The sequence below is a fragment of the Ruegeria sp. G5 genome, from assembly GCF_056533365.1.
This window is the reverse complement of record NZ_JBQFOK010000004.1, coordinates 1-19,039: the sequence shown is the minus strand read 5'-3', so window position 1 is coordinate 19,039 and position 19,039 is coordinate 1. Positions and strand designations below refer to the sequence as shown.

The 19,039-nt window shown below is 52.3% G+C and carries 18 protein-coding genes; 10 read left to right on the top strand and 8 right to left on the bottom strand.

The annotated features are described in order from the left end of the window. Positions 1-32: 32 nt before the first annotated feature. Positions 33-932: an HNH endonuclease gene (locus ACR0BD_RS08185; RefSeq protein WP_480829896.1), complete on the bottom strand. Its 900-nt coding sequence runs from the start codon at positions 930-932 to the stop codon at positions 33-35. 327 nt (positions 933-1,259) lie between these two features. Here ACR0BD_RS08185 and ACR0BD_RS08180 point away from each other — a divergent pair, with 327 nt between their 5' ends. Continuing rightward, a complete protein-coding gene (locus tag ACR0BD_RS08180; protein WP_480829895.1) occupies positions 1,260-1,535 on the top strand; it encodes a hypothetical protein in 276 nt (91 codons plus the stop codon). Positions 1,536-1,716: 181 nt separating this feature from the next. Here ACR0BD_RS08180 and ACR0BD_RS08175 read toward each other — a convergent pair whose 3' ends face one another. Continuing rightward, complete coding sequence (locus ACR0BD_RS08175) at positions 1,717-2,100, bottom strand: hypothetical protein (protein WP_480829894.1); 384 nt, start codon at positions 2,098-2,100, stop codon at positions 1,717-1,719. A gap of 11 nt (positions 2,101-2,111) precedes the next feature. Next, positions 2,112-2,591, bottom strand: a complete 480-nt coding sequence (locus ACR0BD_RS08170; RefSeq protein WP_480829893.1) for a metallophosphoesterase — start codon at positions 2,589-2,591, stop codon at positions 2,112-2,114. Positions 2,592-2,844: 253 nt separating this feature from the next. Between ACR0BD_RS08170 and ACR0BD_RS08165 the strand changes: the two genes are divergently transcribed. From ACR0BD_RS08165 to ACR0BD_RS08140, 6 genes are all read left to right on the top strand, one after another. Continuing rightward, a complete protein-coding gene (locus tag ACR0BD_RS08165) occupies positions 2,845-3,087 on the top strand; it encodes a helix-turn-helix domain-containing protein (protein WP_480829892.1) in 243 nt (80 codons plus the stop codon). A 198-nt stretch (positions 3,088-3,285) separates the two neighbouring features. Beyond that, a complete protein-coding gene (locus ACR0BD_RS08160) occupies positions 3,286-4,086 on the top strand; it encodes a hypothetical protein (RefSeq protein ID WP_480829890.1) in 801 nt (266 codons plus the stop codon). Next, the gene (locus tag ACR0BD_RS08155) at positions 4,083-6,350 is read left to right on the top strand and encodes a hypothetical protein (protein WP_480829889.1); all 2,268 of its coding nucleotides are present in this window, start codon (positions 4,083-4,085) and stop codon (positions 6,348-6,350) included. Before ACR0BD_RS08160 ends, ACR0BD_RS08155 begins: the two co-directional genes overlap by 4 nt. Positions 6,351-6,496: 146 nt before the next feature. Next, a complete protein-coding gene (locus tag ACR0BD_RS08150) occupies positions 6,497-7,279 on the top strand; it encodes an ATP-binding protein (RefSeq protein WP_480829888.1) in 783 nt (260 codons plus the stop codon). A gap of 27 nt (positions 7,280-7,306) precedes the next feature. Beyond that, positions 7,307-9,091 (top strand): TniQ family protein, encoded by a 1,785-nt coding sequence (locus tag ACR0BD_RS08145; RefSeq protein WP_480829887.1) that lies wholly within the window; start codon positions 7,307-7,309, stop codon positions 9,089-9,091. Between the two features lie 322 nt (positions 9,092-9,413). Continuing rightward, positions 9,414-10,691 (top strand): tyrosine-type recombinase/integrase, encoded by a 1,278-nt coding sequence (locus tag ACR0BD_RS08140; protein WP_480829885.1) that lies wholly within the window; start codon positions 9,414-9,416, stop codon positions 10,689-10,691. 168 nt (positions 10,692-10,859) lie between these two features. Here the strand turns inward: ACR0BD_RS08140 and ACR0BD_RS08135 are convergent, their stop codons facing one another. Both ACR0BD_RS08135 and ACR0BD_RS08130 read right to left on the bottom strand, forming a co-directional pair. After that, positions 10,860-11,579, bottom strand: coding sequence for a hypothetical protein (locus ACR0BD_RS08135; protein ID WP_480829883.1), 720 nt, complete (start codon positions 11,577-11,579; stop codon positions 10,860-10,862). After that, positions 11,563-12,099, bottom strand: a complete 537-nt coding sequence (locus tag ACR0BD_RS08130) for a hypothetical protein (protein WP_480829882.1) — start codon at positions 12,097-12,099, stop codon at positions 11,563-11,565. Before ACR0BD_RS08130 ends, ACR0BD_RS08135 begins: the two co-directional genes overlap by 17 nt. An 867-nt stretch (positions 12,100-12,966) precedes the next feature. Between ACR0BD_RS08130 and ACR0BD_RS08125 the strand changes: the two genes are divergently transcribed. Then, complete coding sequence (locus ACR0BD_RS08125) at positions 12,967-13,329, top strand: hypothetical protein (RefSeq protein WP_480829881.1); 363 nt, start codon at positions 12,967-12,969, stop codon at positions 13,327-13,329. Between the two features lie 81 nt (positions 13,330-13,410). On the opposite strand, the gene ACR0BD_RS08120 is transcribed toward ACR0BD_RS08125, so the two are convergent. Beyond that, on the bottom strand, positions 13,411-14,724 hold the full coding sequence (locus ACR0BD_RS08120) for a PQQ-dependent sugar dehydrogenase (protein WP_480829879.1): 1,314 nt from the start codon (positions 14,722-14,724) through the stop codon (positions 13,411-13,413). A gap of 308 nt (positions 14,725-15,032) precedes the next feature. Then, a complete protein-coding gene (locus tag ACR0BD_RS08115) occupies positions 15,033-15,212 on the bottom strand; it encodes a hypothetical protein (RefSeq protein ID WP_480829878.1) in 180 nt (59 codons plus the stop codon). Positions 15,213-15,348: 136 nt separating this feature from the next. Between ACR0BD_RS08115 and ACR0BD_RS08110 the strand changes: the two genes are divergently transcribed. Then, complete coding sequence (locus ACR0BD_RS08110; protein WP_480829877.1) at positions 15,349-16,929, top strand: hypothetical protein; 1,581 nt, start codon at positions 15,349-15,351, stop codon at positions 16,927-16,929. A 138-nt stretch (positions 16,930-17,067) separates the two neighbouring features. Next, entirely contained in the window at positions 17,068-18,780 is a 1,713-nt protein-coding gene (locus ACR0BD_RS08105; RefSeq protein WP_480829875.1) for an adenylate/guanylate cyclase domain-containing protein, read from the top strand. 148 nt (positions 18,781-18,928) lie between these two features. On the opposite strand, the gene ACR0BD_RS08100 is transcribed toward ACR0BD_RS08105, so the two are convergent. Continuing rightward, positions 18,929-19,039: hypothetical protein (locus ACR0BD_RS08100; RefSeq protein WP_480830220.1), on the bottom strand; the 111-nt coding region annotated here is incomplete at its 5' end.

Below are 19,039 nucleotides of genomic sequence, written 5' to 3'. Positions count from 1 at the left end.
CGTTCGAAGCTCAGATTTAGCGTGATCCACTGCTAGTGCTTGAAGCAGTTCTCACGATGCCACGACACGAACTCTGCTCTTGGTCGTTCCGCCACCCTCTCCGGCACCAAAAGCTTGCCTGACGCATTGATCATCGATTTCACCGCCTCCGGATCGTTGGTCTGTCTCGATACTAAAACCGACAAATCATCCGATAAGCCGACAAGTCCCCTGTCGAACATCCAATGAGCCGTACCAGACAACGCGATACCATTGCTGATGATGTCGGGACCATCGTGTTCAACCGGCCTGATATGGGCAGCTTCTACCTCTGCGCGTCCACCACCGTTGATGAGACGCAGGCCGGTGATTGCGCAGCGCTCTCCATAAGCACGGAGGACTGTTTTCCGAAAATTGCGGTTGCGCACAGCCCTGTTTGTCAGCTGATTGATGCGTTCTCTGGCGGCTGGCAACTGAAAAGGGGTTTGATCTTCTTTGAATCCACCAGTTTCGTTGGTCTGACCGACCCGAGGAAGGATGTCATGATCTGTCCCAAGACCTAGCTCTACGATCCTGCCAAAATCGGTCGGTGATAGTGGCCGAACAGCAGCCTGAGCCCGTCCGGAGATCTTACCGAAATCATTGAGCAGACCCTGCTCGACAACCTCATGTTCATAGCGAAACGGAACAGGATCGCCAAAGTCGAGATATGTGCCTGGTTCAATTACCGCCAAGTGCATGTCTGTTTCCCTAGGATCAGGAATGACCTCTTGCACCTTGGCAACCGCAAAGTAGCCCTTGGTGTTGGCGACCTTACTGGGCTCGAGATAGACGATCCAGTCACCCTCACATTGCTGAACGCGCGTCAGATACTGCTTTGGAAACTGATATCGCTCCGACGGCACGTCGTCGTAAATGGAGTCAGTCCGGTGGATGAAAACGCCAAATCCCATGATTTCGAAGATGACGGCAAAGGACCAGGGAGCCAACCCATCAAGCCATGCGAATTGCAGCGAAGAGCGTGATGCGAAACTGATGATCCTGGATGAATGGAAACAAGTTGCCCGTTTTATGCAACATGTTTCCATGTCTCATGCGCTATGAAAGTTCGGGACTTAGCCGAGACAAAGTGCGCTAAGCGAATGAGGGGTTCAGCTAGCGTGAGAATTTCTCTTGCGCGACGTTGGACGAAGTCATATCCAGAGCGGCTGACCGCTAGACGGCCAGCGGTGAAGACCTGAACCACAGAATTGGAGAACGCCATGTAGTGACGAAACTGCATGAAAGGCCACGTTATGGCCCATTACAAACGAAAACGATCTCGTCTAGCTGGGCGCCAGGCAGGCTATTCCGCCAAGGGGCTTGAGCGCCGCCTCAAGCTTACCTCTGATGAGGTGCTTTGGCTTGGAAACTGGCCGCGCTGGCACGACAAAATCCACCACACGCGCCCTCGCCGACGTGAAGAAAGCAAGCTGAAGCAAGACGTGCTGAAAGGCAGCGATCCTGACAATATTGCGTGGCCCTTGAACCGCAAACCCCATGAGTACTATTGGTAGCTTAAAAAACCTGTCCGGCTCTCACCAACTTTATCTGTTGGATTTCTAGGATCCAGTGGCAGATCAAGACCCACAAAAAACGGTCGATAAGAGCCGGATGGGTTGTCGAAGCTGCTCATTTTCAGGCGTCTTCAATCCGCTCATCAGCCGTGGCTTTAGAACGGGGCTGTTCGTCACGCCGTCAATCCTTCTGGCGCGCTTCGATCATACGGCCCATGCCGTCCATATCGGAGCTATCGGCAGCAGTTCGTCCGCATCCGCAGTAAGCGATGCCGCGCGTTTCGCCTCTCGGCACGTCGATGCATGATGCGTGCCAGCTTATGATCACATCCGAGCAATGGGGACATATCGCTTTGAAAGGAACAGTTGGTGGCGGGCTATGTCGGTATCGGCTAGCCAACACGGCTTCTGCGAAGCCTCTTTCATGTTCGTCCATATCGGCCCGGTCATCATCGGTTGCTACCATCTCGTAGAATAACTTGACGTCCTCAAGATCGAGCTCAGTGTCGCGTGATGTGCGCTCTGATAGCCTCTTCAGAACGGGATAGTCTGAGAGCGGATACATCTTTTCTTTTGTCATCTCTCAGCGACTCCTGGTTCAACATCGACAAGGTGTTTGTTTGGCGGCAGTTCAGCGGCGCGCGCGGCAATCTGTTCAAACGAAACCGGCGCGAAATCCCAGACATCGACGCCGACATTGATGGCATTGCGGGAGCCCAACCAGTTGTTATGGACATGGCCAAACATATGCAGCGCCTGCCGCCGGGCGTGGTTCCAGGTGATCATCGGATAGTGGCACAGGGTATGTGCTTGTCGGTGCGGGCCGTCTCTGACTTCCGCCAAGTGATGAACGCTGTCCCACGGCAGCGCCAATGTGGGCGCAAGGTCATGGTTGCCGACGACCAGGTGTTTTTTCGCTCCAGGCAATTGCTCGAAGATCTTAGCGAGCTTTGCTTCATCTTTGGCTTTGGGCCCGAATGCAAAGTCGCCGACAACCCAAAGCTCATCTTCCGGTTTGACAACAGCGTGCATGTTTTCCAGCAGGACGGCATCCATTTCATGGACCGATCTGAACGGACGATCGCAGAATGAGATCACGTTCTCATGCATGAAGTGCGGATCAGCTGTGTACCAGATTGCCATGTACCACAAAGTCAAATATTGAATTGATAATTAACTCTAACATATTGATTTAGAACAGTAATTATGCACACAAAGAGGCGTTCGTCAAGCTCATTGAGAGCTTGACCCACAAACCCTTCCGAATCAAACTGCCACCCAATCCACTTTTGTGGATCAGGAGGATTGAATGGACCCAAAACCTAATGCGGCGCTAATTAAATATAGGCTTCGCTCTGAGGCCAATCTCACACTGAAGCAGCTGGCCGAGAGGTTGAAGCGCGATCCATCAACGATAAGCATGGTGATTAATGGGCGGAGAAAAAGCGCACCGATCATGAATGCCATTTTTGAAATACTGAATGACCCAACGCGGGCTGCATCTTGTGATGTCATACGCCCAAAACCTGTTTCTAAGGGGGACGCCGCATGACGTAGCAATCAACCAACTTCAGCACGAGGTATGCGCTGAATGAACAAAGGCCCGGCTGCTTGCGCAACCAGACCCCTGCTGTGATTAGCTTCATTCATCCCACCTCACATTTTGAAAGTCAACAGACTCGCGCAAGCGACTGGCTGCTTGCGCTCGAAAATCCGACGCCATCGCGTGCGGAAACAGGGATGCATTGCTATGAACATGACAGATGATCACCTCATGCCGGAAGGGGTCCAAACTGCCTCCGTTGACCTTTGTGGAATGCCGGAGGCGTTCCAACGGGCATTCGGGCCAACCGAACCATTCGAGAATGATTTTGGCGACCTTGAAATGCCTGAATTTGTGCCGCTACCCTATCGCGGTCACCGGAAGATCAACCCGCGTTCGCGGGGATCATCAAGGATATTTCCGGTCTGGCTAGACCCAGAAACAGGTCGCCCGCGCAAGTATGGCGCTGATAGTCAGGTCGAATACCACAATCTCGCGCTGACACTATTGGCGCCTGACACCGTGCAAGTGCATGAGCAGTTTGGGCCAGTTTCTTTCGTCCAGCCCGATGGTCACCCGGGGAAGCACTACTTCGATCTCCTCGTCACCAAAGCGGATGGCCGTCGCGTTGGCACAGCCGTAAAGCCAACGGAGCGCCTGAAGTCAGGCAGGTTCATCCGAGAGCTCGAAGCTATTCAAAAGACGATACCACCAGATATCGTCGATGAAGTTCGGTTGGTTACCGAAGTCTGCTTTTCCCGGGCTGATGCATTCAACGCCGTGATGTATCAGCGCTTTGCTATTTGTCGTGACCACGCCGTTCAAGAACGTTTGTCGGAAGTCCTAGCCTCTACGTCAGGCGAAACGACGATCTGCGCTTTGGCAGAACGCTGCCGTGCCGGGGGGCGCGCATTTCGAGTGATAGTTCAAGGCATGTTCGAGGGCCGCCTTGAAAAACTGAGCCCGGGGCGCATCGATCTGTTTACCAGGGTGCGGCGGCTCCAATGATACCCAAGATCAACTTCAGCCCCGCTGACTTGTACTATATTGACCGTGTTCCCTATCATTTTGAGATCAGCGATGATCGCCAAGCTTGTTTTCGCCGGGAAGACGGATCTGGCGCACTTGAGTGGTTTGGTTGGGAGGAACTGAACGAAATCGTGGGCGGCGATCGTTGGGACTGCAAGAGGCGACCCAGAAAAACATCCGATCCTCAAAGGGCACCAGATCCTCTCGTTTTCGTCTGGGAGCTCACTGCGAAACAACGCAAATTACTGCTGTACCGTTGGTTCTTCGTCTGTGCACTGAACAGGTTATATGCGCAAGGCTTGGTCAAGCTAACGCCAGTCAACGTCATCAGCAATTACTACCGAATTCATCTTGAGGCGACCAAAGAATGGCGCGCCTTCTGCGGTGAGTTTGGAAAGCAATACTACTGTTCGCAGGACGCTAGTCTCGGTGCAACACCGTCCGCATCGACAATTTTGAAGTGGCGTCGAACGGTCAATGACGCCGATGGTCGTATCGATGTCCTGGTCGACAAACGCGGCCGCGCTACAGGCCTGAACATCGATCAGGAAAGCTATGTCTTCATAATCGAAAGGCTACGCGAATACCTCACACAAGATCGTCACAGCAAAAACGAAGTTGTGGAGAAGACGATCATCGCCCTCAAACTGGAGAACAAGAGGCGCCGAGAAACCGGCGAACACCTTCTCCAAACTAGACGTCGGACCGCTCTGCATGAATGGGTCGACAACTTTGGCGGCTATACAATCGATCTTGGACGCAAGGGCAAGAAATTCGCGATCCGCAAATATGCCGGTGTTGGTAAGACCGAACGTGCAACCCGCGCAGGGCAGACGTTCATGGTGGATGAGTGGGAAGACGATGTCCGCAACATCCTGCTCACTGGCGCTATCCGTCCGGGCCTCGACCAGGAAACAGTTGACGCCATCAAAGCAATGGAAAAAGGACGCCGATGGCTATACGTCGTCATTGATGTAGCAACCAGATACATCGTTGGGTTTGTTTTATCAGCGACCCAGAACCCCGAAGCGGCCGTTCGTGCGTTGCGGATGGCAACCGAAAACAAGAGCGATATCGCACGAGCAGCCGGTTGTCGCTTTGAATGGCGCGGGCTTTCGTTCGAGTCTTTAGAAACAGATACTGGCCCCGCATTTCGTGCGGATCTAACCCAGCGTGCTGTGGAAACTGTCGGCGCGACATATTGCTACCCTCAAGTTGGTCAGCCGCAGTTGCGCCACGTGATGGAACGAGTCTTCGGAATATTCACTGATCGGGCCATGCCCTATTTTCCGGGCCAGACATTTCGAAATCCGCAAGTACGCGGAGACTACGACACGGAAGGGCGCGCCGTTCTAACGGACGATCAGCTTGCTCTGCTCTTCATTAGATTTATCGTCGATGTCTATAACCAAACCAAGCACAGCGGATTATTTGGCGAGTCACCGGCAGATGCGCTGGAAAGGATCGGTGGAACATCTGGCTTGCCCCCCAAGCTCCCACCACCCACGCGTCGCCGCGCTTTCGGTATCCGACAAGAACGCAAAATAACAGCACGCGGCATTTGTTTCCTCGGTATTCACTACGGCGGAAACTGCGAAGAGCTTCAGAAAATCAGGAAAGAAGCCGGGACAAACAAGCGCGCATTTTATGTCGACCCTGAAGACCTAGGGACGATCAGCGTCTGGAACAATGATCACTGGCTTGATGTGAACTGCAGCATCGAGAACTTTCACAAAATCAAACTCGTGGACTGGATTGAGGTCGGAAAAATCCTGCGCAAGCGCTACTCCTCGCAAGCTGAGATCAAGATTTCCGCCATATTCACCGCGTTGTCTGACATGCGCAGACGCTCAAACGAGATCCAGGAAATAATGGGCGTTTTGCCCCAGATGTATACGTCCGAGGATCTCGAACGCTTCGATCGTGAGCTGTACTGGGGCTTGTCCGTTATCGACGACAGGCCATCGAAGCTGGCCGATCTTCCTTTGGCAGAAACAGGCATCGGCTACGTCATCGGCGGTCCAAAACGCAACCCTCCTGCTTCACGGACGTCTCACGACGAAGCCAATCAGAATGATGTCGCATCGCCTAACGAGCGCGACGTGCCCCCCATGACTCCTCAAACCACTGCGGTTCCACCCGAGAGCGAGACCAGGCAGGACGACCTATCGGCGCACGAAGAGGAACCGCCGCACAGCAAGCCCATCAAACGCTGGTGGCACGATGGACGCACCGATGACTAATATCGCGCTTCGACAACACGCATTGGCGCAGAACCAAAGGCTTGAGCAGATTTGGTTTGATCGACGAGACTCAGCGCGCATTAAATCTGCGATCGTTGATGCATATGCCGAGTTTGAATATTCGCTGAAATCCGGATCTCGTTTTGATGCCCCCCGCACTCGCGATCCTCGGTAAATCCGGAAGTGGGAAGACGGCAAGCGTGATCCGCGCACTGATTGGTCTTGGTCTCTTCGAAACGGTAACAGGCGATCTACATCGTCCCTTCCTAGAATGTGCGCTCAGCGGCAAAGCCTCGCTGCGTGATCTCGCCCAAGCGGTCTTGCAGGAATACGGTTGGACCGGCTCAACTGGCTCTGCAAAGACACTATGGTCGAAGGCTTGCGACTATATGGCGGAACTTGAGACGCGTGTTCTGATCCTTGATGAAATCCAGCATGTCCGCGCAGCGGGACCTCAAGACCGCAAAGATCTTCAGGCATATCTGAAATCCATCGTACAGCCCGGTGGCCATCGTTTCATGCCGATACTTGTCGGCATGCCGGAATTCGAAGAGGTCCTGAATTCAGATACGCAGCTTGACCGGCGCTATATCAAAATCAAAATGCGCAGCCTGGACCCTTCCGTTGATTTGGCCGCGGGAATGCAGATTCTCGAGACCTATTGTCAGACAGTCGAAGTCACAATGCATGACAGTATCATGACCGAAGAGTTTGCCAGCCGCCTCATGCATGCGGGCATGTATTCGTTTGGGATTGTCGCATTATGGTGCCGAAGGGGCCTCTTCAGAGCGATTTCCTCAGGCTCCGACGAACTCCAAATCCAGCACTTTCAAGACGCCTATATCGCCCGCGAAGATTGCGTGCCGGCCCTCAATCCTTTCATCGCTGTCAACTTCCACAGCATCAAAGAAGACCAACTGACCGACTAAATCAGACAACAAAAAACGAGCAGAACAATGATCACAACGCTACCAGTCGCAAGACCGGCCCTGGCCGGCGAACCAGGATTCTCAATCCTTGCCAGAAACACACATAGTAATGCGTCGGATACGACAGCTGAGTTTTGCAGCGCCGTTGGATTGTCTAAGGCGGCCATTTGCGCCGGAGACACATCCGAACTGACGAAGCTCGCCAAGCTCATAAAATCTCCGGCCGAGACTTTGCTGACGCATTCGCCTTGCCACGAGAGACGGAAGTTTGCCCATTTGAATGGACAGCGATTATTGAGCCGGTCGATCCGAAAGGCAGATCTTTCAGTTTGCCCCGCATGCTGGGAACAGGACTTATCTGTTGCAAGGCATCAACTTCATATCCGCGACACATGGTTGCCGAAGACGATATCAACATGTGCCAAGCATGACCTCGCACTAATCACTTTGCCTTATGAGGACTATACCAGTTGCTACGACCATCTGCTTCGCGCGGACCTCGACCTGAAATTCCTGCATCAACTCCCTGACCAGCAAATCCAGCAAACACCATCCGACTTTGAAAGCGCAGCACTTGAACTGCTTGCCACAGGGATACCCATCTGCCCCTGGCTCGGGCAAACTCAGATGGACGCTTTGGAAGCATGGTGTTTCGGGATTGGGCTGTTTCTTGAGAGTGGCGCACAGCGCCCCGAAAACGCAGGCATATCATCGCACCGCAACCTCATCGACATTGGCTTTAAAGCGACGCTGGCCGGGTTCGAAAAATTGGAAGCAGAGATTGATGCTGCCTTGATCCGTCACCGTGTGAGACTGAGCGCTGTTTGGGTTCAGAAGTGGGCTGCGCAATCAGCAAAACCGCCAGAACGGACGATCTTTCGACATCTCATGCAAAAGATCTGTTCTCATCAGGGGCGGTATCATCTGGCAAGCGTGGCGTCTGCATCGGCAGAACAGCATTATGTGAACCACCAAATTGCGACACTTGCTCAGCAGAACAAAAGGCCTGTGGTTTGGGTCCGCAAGGCACTGCAACGGGAACGCCTGCTCCCTCCGTCCGGCTTACCACAAACCCGAGATCTAAGGGCTCATATGGGACGTTGCCGCCGATACATCAATGCTGTCGTCGACAGCCTCGACTCAACGAAGAGCGCAACAAAGCTGAATATCGGCATCAAGGGGTTCGAGTCCTTGGTCGATGATGGCGTGATCTCCAGAATGCGGAGCCGCTGTCACAAAAAGCGGCGGTTCCTGCCATCCGATCTGGACCGACTTCTAGTGCTGATGCATAGAAACGCTGGCCGACTCGCCCAGGGCGAACCAGAAGGATATTGTTCGATTCCTGAAGCCTGTTTCCAGTTGGGGCCGACAACGGCACAAATCACCCGGTTGCTCATTGGTGGACAGTTGCCAAGTTCTGTTCGTGTTGAAGGGTCAACTGGCTTTGCCGCAATCCGGATCAATCGTGATGAACTGCGTGACGCGATGAAAATATTCACGGATGAACATGTTGGCCCGAGGGAGTTGAACAATCTGCTCGGCCTGTCGTTCGGCGAATTGAAATCGTTGCGAGAATTGCATCTGTTGCCGAGCTTTCCCTCTCCGCCAGGCCATCCGCACCGTTCGCTGAAGTACATCAGCCGGATTGTGCTCGATCGCTTTTTGAATAAGTGCCAGACAGTAAGGACGGCGGCACGGCATCTTGACATACATGAGAAAGAAGTTTGCGAGATGATCATATCGAAGAAAATCGAGCCCGTCCCCGAAAGTGGCGGTGTTCCCATCTTCCATCGTTCCGATCTGCTCGACTGACATTTTTCACCAAAACCTGCCGACAATCGCGCCGCCTTGAGCGGCTTTTTCTTTGCTTGCCCGGGGAACCAGAGTCACGTTTTGCCCGGACAAAACTTCAGTTCTAAATGGTTGCTTCAAGAATGTTTCTGTTTTTTCAGTGGGTTAGAAATTCTCCAGACTCCAATTTAAACCGGACGCCACAATAAAAATCAGACATTTAGAAGCTCTCAAGATGTAAGTTATACTTACCTTGATTTCTGCCCCACACCTCCCCCACAGATAGTGCATGGTCGCGGTTCCGGCCGGCTGCGTCCCCCAAAAAACATCGGGAGACATCGACATGCGCAACAAAAGCGTTCGTATAAGTGACAGAATCATTGGCGACTCCAGGCGGTACAGAGTGCGTTGGTACTGTGATTGGAGTGAAAATTATAAGGAGGAGACTTTCAAGTCGCTGGCTGAAGCGAAGCAACGCAAACGAGAAATCGATGCTATGAACGCTTCTCAAGTCGGACCGGGCATGCGGGAGATGAAGTTCTCTCAACTCGCCGAACAATATATGGAAGCTTCAAAGCGCGGCAGGGATGGAAAAATGCCGCTCGAGTACTCCACGCTAAAAGGCTACCAACATTATCTGGACGAGCACATACTCCCGTACATCGGGAATGTGCGCCTGAACGAGCTGACCAGAGACAAGATGAGCATGTTCATGGGACAGCTCACCGAGAAGTTCACTTCCCGACAAACTGCCAAGCATGCATTTGACCTTTCCAAGTCGATCCTGAACTGGGCTGTGGCTAGGGACCTCCTCGTCAAAAGCCCTGCCTACAAACTAGCAGTGCAATTGAATGACGGCAGGGGCGAACCCGCCTCACGGTCAATACATACTCGGGCAGAAGTCAGGATCATCTTCAAAACACTTGCTGAGCTTCGTGAACATCCCAATAAGCAGGTGAGGCGCAGTTGGATAAAGTATAGCGCACTAATTGCATTGATTGCGTCAACCGGAGTGAGAATTTCGGAAGCTCTTGGCATCAAGCGAGGCGATATTTCTGAGGATTTCACATCCATTACTCTGCGTAGGAAGGTAGATCAAAGCAGGCGCGGCAGACCGGACAGCGACAGGGTCGGGAAAATGAAATCCGCTAATGCCTACCGCACAGTCCCCATCGGCGCACTGGCACGACATTGGTTAATTGATCACCTTGCCACACACGACCACGATTTCGTTTTCTGCACCAAAGCCGGGCTTCCAATGCATCATTCTCAAGTCAACAACTACGGTTGGTATCGAGTCCAACGAATTGCTGGGGTCAGGCAGCGCGGACTCCACACCCTGCGACACATGTTTGCATCCGAGTTGATGCTTCGCGGGAAGTATTTGGAGGCTCAAAAACTGCTCGGCCACCATAACGCGTCGTTTACTATGTCACAGTATGGTCATCTAATCAGTGATGAGAGAACGAAAATGCAGGCCATAGCTAACATGGTAGCAGAGACGTTCATGCCACCTCCCAAAGATGAACCTAGCGATGGCGAGCCGAAGGCGTCAGCCGACGGAAGGTTAACCTCTGATGAAACTGATCAAGCATCTGACGACGGCGAAAACCAAGATTAAGGGGGAGATTTTTCGTGTTAACGATTGCGAGGGAGGGAAACCACTATTGGACGCTGTGCCAGTTAAGCCGAAAGGCGTCGGCAGTGTATACCCTCTCCCGCAACCATGGCTGCTAGCTAGTGGCAACCTCTGTTGGCCAGTACGCACTTTGACTTCGGCATTGAATCGCTAAAATCTCTCGAACACATTTTGCAGCAACGTCTCAATGTGTGCCGCCGACTTGTTCACAGATACCTTCAAGCTGTTTGGGTGACCGCAGCCATTGCGCAAATCGAGACAAGTCTTGAGCTGCGCCTTGACGTTTTTTCCTATTATCGACAGTGCCTCGATCCGGTCCAAAAAGTCGCTTTCGCCCATCTTGCCGATGTCATCCTGCGAAACAGCAGTCTTCCACCTGCCGTTCACGCGAGACGCCTCCGCATTAAACGCTGCAAGGTGATTTTGGTGAACATGCTTTTGCAGAATATCTACCGCGCCGAGCCACGACATTACGATAGCCGAGCGATATAACTCAGCCTCGTGACATTTGATGGCTTCCTCAACGAAGATGCGCGTCTGCTCATCAGTGATGTTTGCGAGGTGGTTGCGAAGATCAACTGCTACTTGCATTGCAGCAGGGCTGATCGAAGAAACACCCAAGTCCCGCAAATGTATCTTCCCAGCGTCGGTCAACTCCCATCCTGTCGTGCGAATGGCTTTACCCCTTGATCCTCCGAGATTCGCTGACACATTCCACTTGCGGAAAGCACGAAACCCCGCCGCTTCGGCGAGTCCTTTGATCTTCGCCACAGCGACAGGTTCGTTCTGTGTCGCCAAGACAAGCAGAACCTTGTCGAGTTTATTGAGGTCCTTTTGCAGCCAAGCTTTTAACTCATCCGATGTCAGCAAACTTGGCCTCTAATTGTTTCCGCTCGCCAGCGCTCAGAGCATAGGTGTCTTTCGCGATCTGATTGATGCGTTTGCCTTTGAGGAGCGTTTCAATGCTCTTGCTCAAGTTTTTGCTGTAAGTGTTTTTGAAATAAGTTGTCGCCGATTTCATTTCAGCCAAGATTTCGGAACGAGTAGACGATGAGTTGCCCTGCACAAATTCAAGCTGTGCAATTGCACAAATCACCAGATCTGAGCCTGAGCTGGAGTTAAAATGGGCTGCGATGGTGTTTGTTGAAAAGGTATATGTACCGCTTTGTAAGGGTGCTGGGATTGCACCACCATTCTCGTTTCCAGGAAGCGCCTCAGCGGAGGCTTCCGGTGTCGCGGCTTCTTGCGGTACTTTGCTGGCCAATGAACCCATAGTTTCCAAGAGTGCTTCGATGCCGCCTATGAGGAAATCCGGGGCACCCTCATATTCAAGCTCCATAGAGCCGACCTTCAATTTGATTTTGGCAACCTGTGGCACCGAATCGTTCATTCTAATCTCCATTGCGCAAATTTCCGCCGAAGCTACTCCTTGGCGTTGAGTAAATCAATTTGCTGTGTCCAGATCAGAGCCTGACGCATGGTCTTGTGTCAAAAGGGAAACTTATAGCGCACTTCCAAACAGCTCGTGTGGCTACGACACCCGACTTTCCATGCTAAATTGGCCTTAAAAATTAGCCTGCTCGTGCCGACGCACACGATCCACGCACTCGCAAACAGGTACTTTCAGAACCGGCGAAGGTACATGGCTAGCATATCCTTAATTCAACCCCTTCACTTCAAGTGCAGATTCTTGAACTCGGGTCACCTAAACTACCCCGACTACACAGGCTCTGGGCAAATGCCCGAATTTGGGCAGGCGTGTCACATTCTCTTACATTTTGGCCAATCTCATCGTCCAATTTGTCCAATGTCACAAATAATGACAAATCGAATCACATAACTTCGTTGTAAATCAATATGTTGTGGTTTACCGTATCTTGCCAGTTGGACTATCTGATGTTTTGGTGCCGTGTATCGTAGGTTCGAATCCTACCACCCCAGCCAGTTCATCGGAACATGGAACGACAGCAGCCTCTTGAGGTTCAACCCCGCGAGAAATAACGTCCAATTGAGCAGTTGAAGTGTATACTCCAGCCTCAACTCATCGCACAAACTCTAGTATCCAATTTTTTAAGTGGCTTCGGTTCACAAAGACCGGTGCAATTTTTTCACCAGCTTACATCGAATTTTGGGATGCAAATTTGCGTCTTATTCGCCGTTCTCATACTTTAAAGTTGTTTCGTCTACCGGGTAAAGGCAGGTCCGCCTGTTGCATTTGAGATGAACTTTAGGAGCAAGCCGCTAGGAGAGCGTCCGAATGACTACGCCGAGATTGCTTGGTATTTGTGCCGTTATCTTGCTCGGCGCAACAAAGGTGTCCGCCGAGCAAAATGGCGAACCACCAAAGTCAATTGCCTGTTCACAGGAACCCGACGGACCACTTGATCAATGCAGCTATCTCGTCAAGCGCGATGAGAATGGAAAAACGACAATGACGGTCGTCTTTGCGAACAGCTTCAAGAGGGAGCTTTACTTCGAGGATGGTAAATTTCTGCGCGCAAACGTGACGATGTCTGGTGTTGGTACAGATACCGACTGGAGCCTGAAGGACGGCATGCATGTCATCAGGGTTGAGCGCCAGCGATATGAAGTGCCCGAAACGTTGTTAGCGGGTAGTTAGTCCAAGCGCTCTGTTGCAATGACAGACGCGCTAAAATGTTGCCCGCGCCAGGTAAGTGGCACGGGCATTTTTGTTGAAAACCTACTTAAGGCTTTCTGCCGATATTTTATGGATTTCGCCCGAATCCGTCGCAACGTACAAGGCGTTGTCCGGGCCCATAACAAGCCCGCGGAACCGATCAGAAAATCCGAGCGGCATCCGCGTGATCCCATTAATGCCCAAGCCGTCAGGTGTAAGGCTAATCATGTCAATTCTTGACCCTTCTGGCGTGTCGCCGAATGCGATACCCATAATTCCGACTGCCAGGCGACCCTCGTAAATACCCCAATTGTCACCCTTGATGAAGGCGGCGGAACCGGTGCCTTGCGAAAACCCGTTGTTGTTCCAAGACGCAGGCATCAGGTCTTCGAAGCGCGTGTCGCTCATCGGCGTAAAGGCTGCACGCAGGGCTGGATCCATGGCATCCTTCTGGTTCGGCTCGTATCCACAGTACTCGTCTGGGCATTCACCTCGACCACCTGTGTTCTGAGCCGGATCCCATCCAGCATTGCCACCGTTTACGAGCGCGGTGATTTCATCGTTGTGCCAAGGGCCATGTTCTGCCGTGAAAGCTTTCCCATCGCTGGGGCGGAAATCAATACCCTGAACGTTTCTGTGCCCGTAAGTGTAGATACGCTTGTCAAAACCTTCAGGAGGATTGTTGTCGGGATGGGCGTTTCCATCACCATCAATCCTCAGGACTTTGCCACACAAGAGCGTTCCATCCTGCGGACAAATCCCCCTGTGACGATCTCCGCCCGCGACCCAGAGATAGCCACCGGGCCCAATCCGAATTCTACCACCATTATGAGCACCTGGCCCGCCAAAGGGCTGATCCGAGTCAAACGGCTTATATTGGATATCTGTGACAATATCAGTTCTGTCAGACACGCTCTGCAAGTCGTCGCTAACAGTGAATTTCATCACGATGTTACCGTCGCACTTCTCAAAATTGGTCTTGCAGCCATCACCGTGATACTTGGATGAGGTCGAATAGACGTAAAGCGTACGGTTTTTCGCGAAATGGCGATCTGCTACGACCCCAAGCATCCCGGCTTGTCCCTCGCAGAAAAGATCACTCCCGGCATCCGCGTACCCCTCGGTGTCCTTCATGCCGTAAAGCGCGTTCACAGTGCCATCCGGCGTTCTTACAGAAAGGCCGTCGCATTTTTCCGTGAAGAACATCGTACCGTCCGGCAAGAAAGCCATATCCCAAGGAGAGTCCAGTTCTCCTAAAACAAGGGATGTAGTGATCTTGGGCACGTCCATCGCGCTTTGATGCCCGTCTGACCACGCAGCGGACGCCGTCGTTATCACACTTAGTGCCACGGCAGCAGGTATGAACTGATTTGTCATAGTATCCTCCCAATACTTACTCATATTTGTGTAATGAGTGAGTAATGGTCGGCCTAATGTCGCTATCGGGTCAAGGAAAAGCTTGTTTGGCTTGAAGAAGTGCCCTGGCAATAAATCTGACAACACTGTCGGTGAGAGACGGGGATATGATCGAATTAATCTTTTTTTAGAAACGTTTACCAGAATTTTCGACATTTTTTGGTGAACTGGAACCTATTTGCAAAGGGTTGGAGCACGCTTTGTCGACCCCATTCACTCGTCAGTTCTGAGGAAGTACCGGAAGCCCTATGCTACGGGTTATCATACCTTTAGATCTGGCCTGTTCGCTCCGAAATAAGGACGACGGCGGCATCCTTGCGTGAAAGCTCAAGTACTTCTAGATCAAAATCCAGCGTTTGGTGGGTTCGGTTGGCTAATTCATAGATTGTCCGGTTTTTCGACGATTGACCGACCGAGCCGCGTCCACCGACGGTGTTTTGCTGCAACACTGATCTACGAAGAAAACAAAAGACATTTCAATCGAACGCGAACTAACGAAAATCAGAAAAAAATTTCAAATGACGATCGTTTATGAAGCTTCTCTGCCTCGTTAGTATACTATTTGTCGCCTTTTCCATCCTAAGGGTGTTTTACGGTCTGGGCCACGAGTCCCTTTGGACCGATGAACTCTTCTCGGCCTATTTCGCTGACCCGCAGCTGACCACTTTCGGGGATCTTCTATCGCGTGCGACCGAAGACGGTCATCCTCCCGGCTACTATATCAGCCTTTGGGCGGCCCTAAGGGTCGTGGACGGAGATTTTATTGTAGTTTCTCGCGCTCTGTCTGCCATTGCAGCTTGTTTGGCACTCGTTCTAATTTACTTTGCTCCCATCGGATCGGTTCGCTGGCAGGCAAGATTGGTATCCATCGCAATAGCGGTATCCAGCTGGGTTTGGTACTACTACGCGCAGGAAGCGCGTTCCTACGGCATCATCTACTTTATGGTCGCACTTTTCGCTTTTTGTGGCCTCCGCGCCCGAGATCTGTTGGCAAAAGGCAAATTAGCCATCTTCTGGATTGCGGCCTTGTCTCTGTGCGCCATTGGTATGGTTTTCCTCCACTATTATACAATTCTGACCTCCGGAGCGGCCTTCTGCATTTTATTGCTGACCTGCAAAACCTGGCCACACAGGCTCTTCGTTATTTGCATGGGGCTCGTTGTTTTGCTTTGTGCAGTCTTGTTAGTGACTTGGCACATGCCGAAAATCGTAATTGATGTCGACGATACATGGTTCGAGGCCAGTCTTTCCTTCTTTGCAGAACATATTCTACGCGGCTTTACCGCACTTGGCTCATCAACAACCATTGCAGTTTTTGCTCTCCTTATCTTCGTAGTATCTGCGCTATTTGTCAGCGGTCGCCGCCTGGCGTTTTTCAAGGAAAACCTGCCAGCAGAAACCTTTACGGGCATTGGTTTCTTGTACGGTGTCATCGGCCTTACGATTGTTTTTGGGATAAGTGTTTCAATTCTTTTCCTACCCGTATTTTCTTTTAGGCTCTTCTTAGCTCTCGCGCCTGTGTTTTGGATTTCCCTTGCATACTTTTTAGAGTGGACATTTCGTTTGACGTCCCATCGGTCATCCCCTCGTGTGTTGGGCCTTGCTGTAAACATGGCATTAGTCGCATCGCTTGGTATTGCTGGTTTGCACATCGCGTTTTTCAGCAATATGCGAAAAGGCCCCTGGAAATTCTCGGCGCAATACGTTGCCTCTATCGAGACTTGTGCCTCAAGCAAGTTAGCCATTTCGTGGTTTGAACAACCCCACATCTCCGAGGATAATCCCGAACGTTTTTATGGATATTACCTCGAACCAAACGAGGAAAGAGAATGGCTCCGTTTACCGCGCGATCGTTTCGAGGACGCAATTCGCAGTGCCGACTATACGAACCACGCCTTAAATGTCGCGGATGACCCTGAAGCATGCCCTGTATTGCTGTGGAGCATGCATTTCTTAGAATACGGTGATCTGAAATCAACCGTAGGCTACCTGAGAGAAATGCTTGATGCGAACGGTCACCAAGGTTCCGACATAGACGTGTTGTTTTTGAAACCGGGATCGAATTCAGCTTTGATACTGCTTGATCGAGAAACGAACACCGATCCCCATCAAATCTGTTCGCAATCAAACCCCGTCCCGGCGTGCAGCTATTGGATGAACTCATAGTCGATCATCAGCTTTGATTGCCCGGCAACACATGCTCCAGCAAACGTATTTTCACACCTGCGTGCAGCCCGTCCAAACCTTGCTGACGGGCTGACAGTTGCTCCTACCCGCGTTAAGCTTTGAAAAATGGGGGTGTGAATGGAAAGACGGTTAACTACGGTGCTGGCGGCAGATATTGTCGGCTACTCGGCCTTGATGGACCAAGATCGCGAAGGCACCGTCGCCGGTCTCAGATCATTTCGCGAAGAATCTCTACGGCCCTTGCTGGACGCGCATAACGGCAAATTGATCAAGAGCATGGGCGATGGATGGATCGCCGAGTTCCAGTCGACGTCGGACGCGGCTGATTGCGCGATTGCGATACAGTCGGCACAGAAATCGACGAAAATCAAACTCCGGATTGGCATCCATACCGGAGAGGTTGTCACCGACGGGGATGATATTTTCGGCGATGGGATAAACATTGCCGCTCGACTTGAGGCTTTGGCCGAACCCGATCAAATCCTGCTATCCGACACCTCTCACAATAGTCTGGACCGCGGAGACGCTGCCTTGTTCGACGGTGGCGAACAGACCGAGCTTAAGAATATCACTCGTCGTATTGGTGTATGGTGTTGGCCCAAAGGGACATCAGCTAACCTGTCCGCTCCGGTGGATGTTCGGCCCGGCATTGCCGTGCTGCCCTTCGACAATATGTCTGGTGATCCTGAGCAAGAGTTCTTTGCCGACGGTATGACCGAGGACATCATCACTGAACTTTCGCGATTTCGCTGGCTCATGGTGGTTGCTCGGAACTCGTCTTTCACGTTCAAAGGCAAAAGCACGGATATACGCGAAGTCGGCCGTGCACTTGGTGTGCGCTATGTACTGGAAGGATCAGTCAGGCGGGCCGGCCAGCGTGTGCGCATCACGGGGCAGCTAATCGACGCGGAAAACGGCAGCCATCTGTGGGCCGATCGTTTCGATGGAGTGCTGGACGACATTTTTGATCTGCAAGACAAAGTCACGCTTGAAGTCGTGACCGCCATCGAACCTTCGCTGCGGCACGCCGAGACCAACCGGGCACGCGCAAAACCCACCGAGAATTTGGAAGCCTATGAGCTATACCTCAGAGCGCAGTCGCATTTTCACCTGCTGACTGATGCCGACAACCGCGAAGCTATTCGGCTGACGACGCTCGCGCTGGAACGTGATCCGACCTACGCCTCCGCAGCCGGATTGCTGGCGTGGCTGCACATTCAACGCATGGTCCAGGGGCTGGAGCCGGTCGGCCAAGGTCCCAAAGATGCGGTGGCCGCTGCGGAAAAAGTACTGCTGAGTGATCGTGCGGATGGGGTCGCGATGGCGTATGCGGCGCACTCTATTTCAATGTTGGCGCGCGACTTGCCCCGCGCCCGGGCGGCATTCAAACAGGCGCTGAGTGAAAACCCAAATGCCGCAACGGTGCACATGTTGGCGTCGATCAATTTGTTTCTTCTGAACCGTCCAGACGAAGCGTTTGAACACGCCACGCAGTCTATTGAGCTTAGCCCTCATGACCCGTTGCGCTATGCCGGATACCTTGCTAAAGCAAGCGCACTGTTTCACTTGGGACATTATGATCAGGCCGCGAATGCCTGTCGCGAGGCGCTTGCGGTACGTTCAAGCTTTGTCATGAGCCACCTGATGCTGATTGCTTCGCTTGGGCATTTGCCTGATGCCGATGCGGCGCGCGCTGCAGTGGCCGATTTGCAGACTTTACGCCCCGACATCACAATTGCCTCCGCCCAGACCCAAATACCCATATTCACCGTTCCCGCCTGCGCGCAAGCGTGGCGTCAAGGATGGGAAAACGCTGGATTACCATCTTGATCCGGTTACGCCAGTTTTCCCAGTTTTGGGATAAGACTTGGCGGCAAAGGGCTTTGCCCATTGCAAGACGACGTCTTCGCGCAGCTTTACAAGAAAACACCCGGCTTTCTTTGAGAAAACCGGGCTTTGGTTAGGTCTGCTGGTGCTGTTATCGCTTTAAGATCGACACGCCTGCGTATTCGGCGACTTCGCCCAGGGTCTCTTCGATGCGGATCAGTTGGTTGTACTTGGCCAACCGGTCCGACCGCGCCAATGAGCC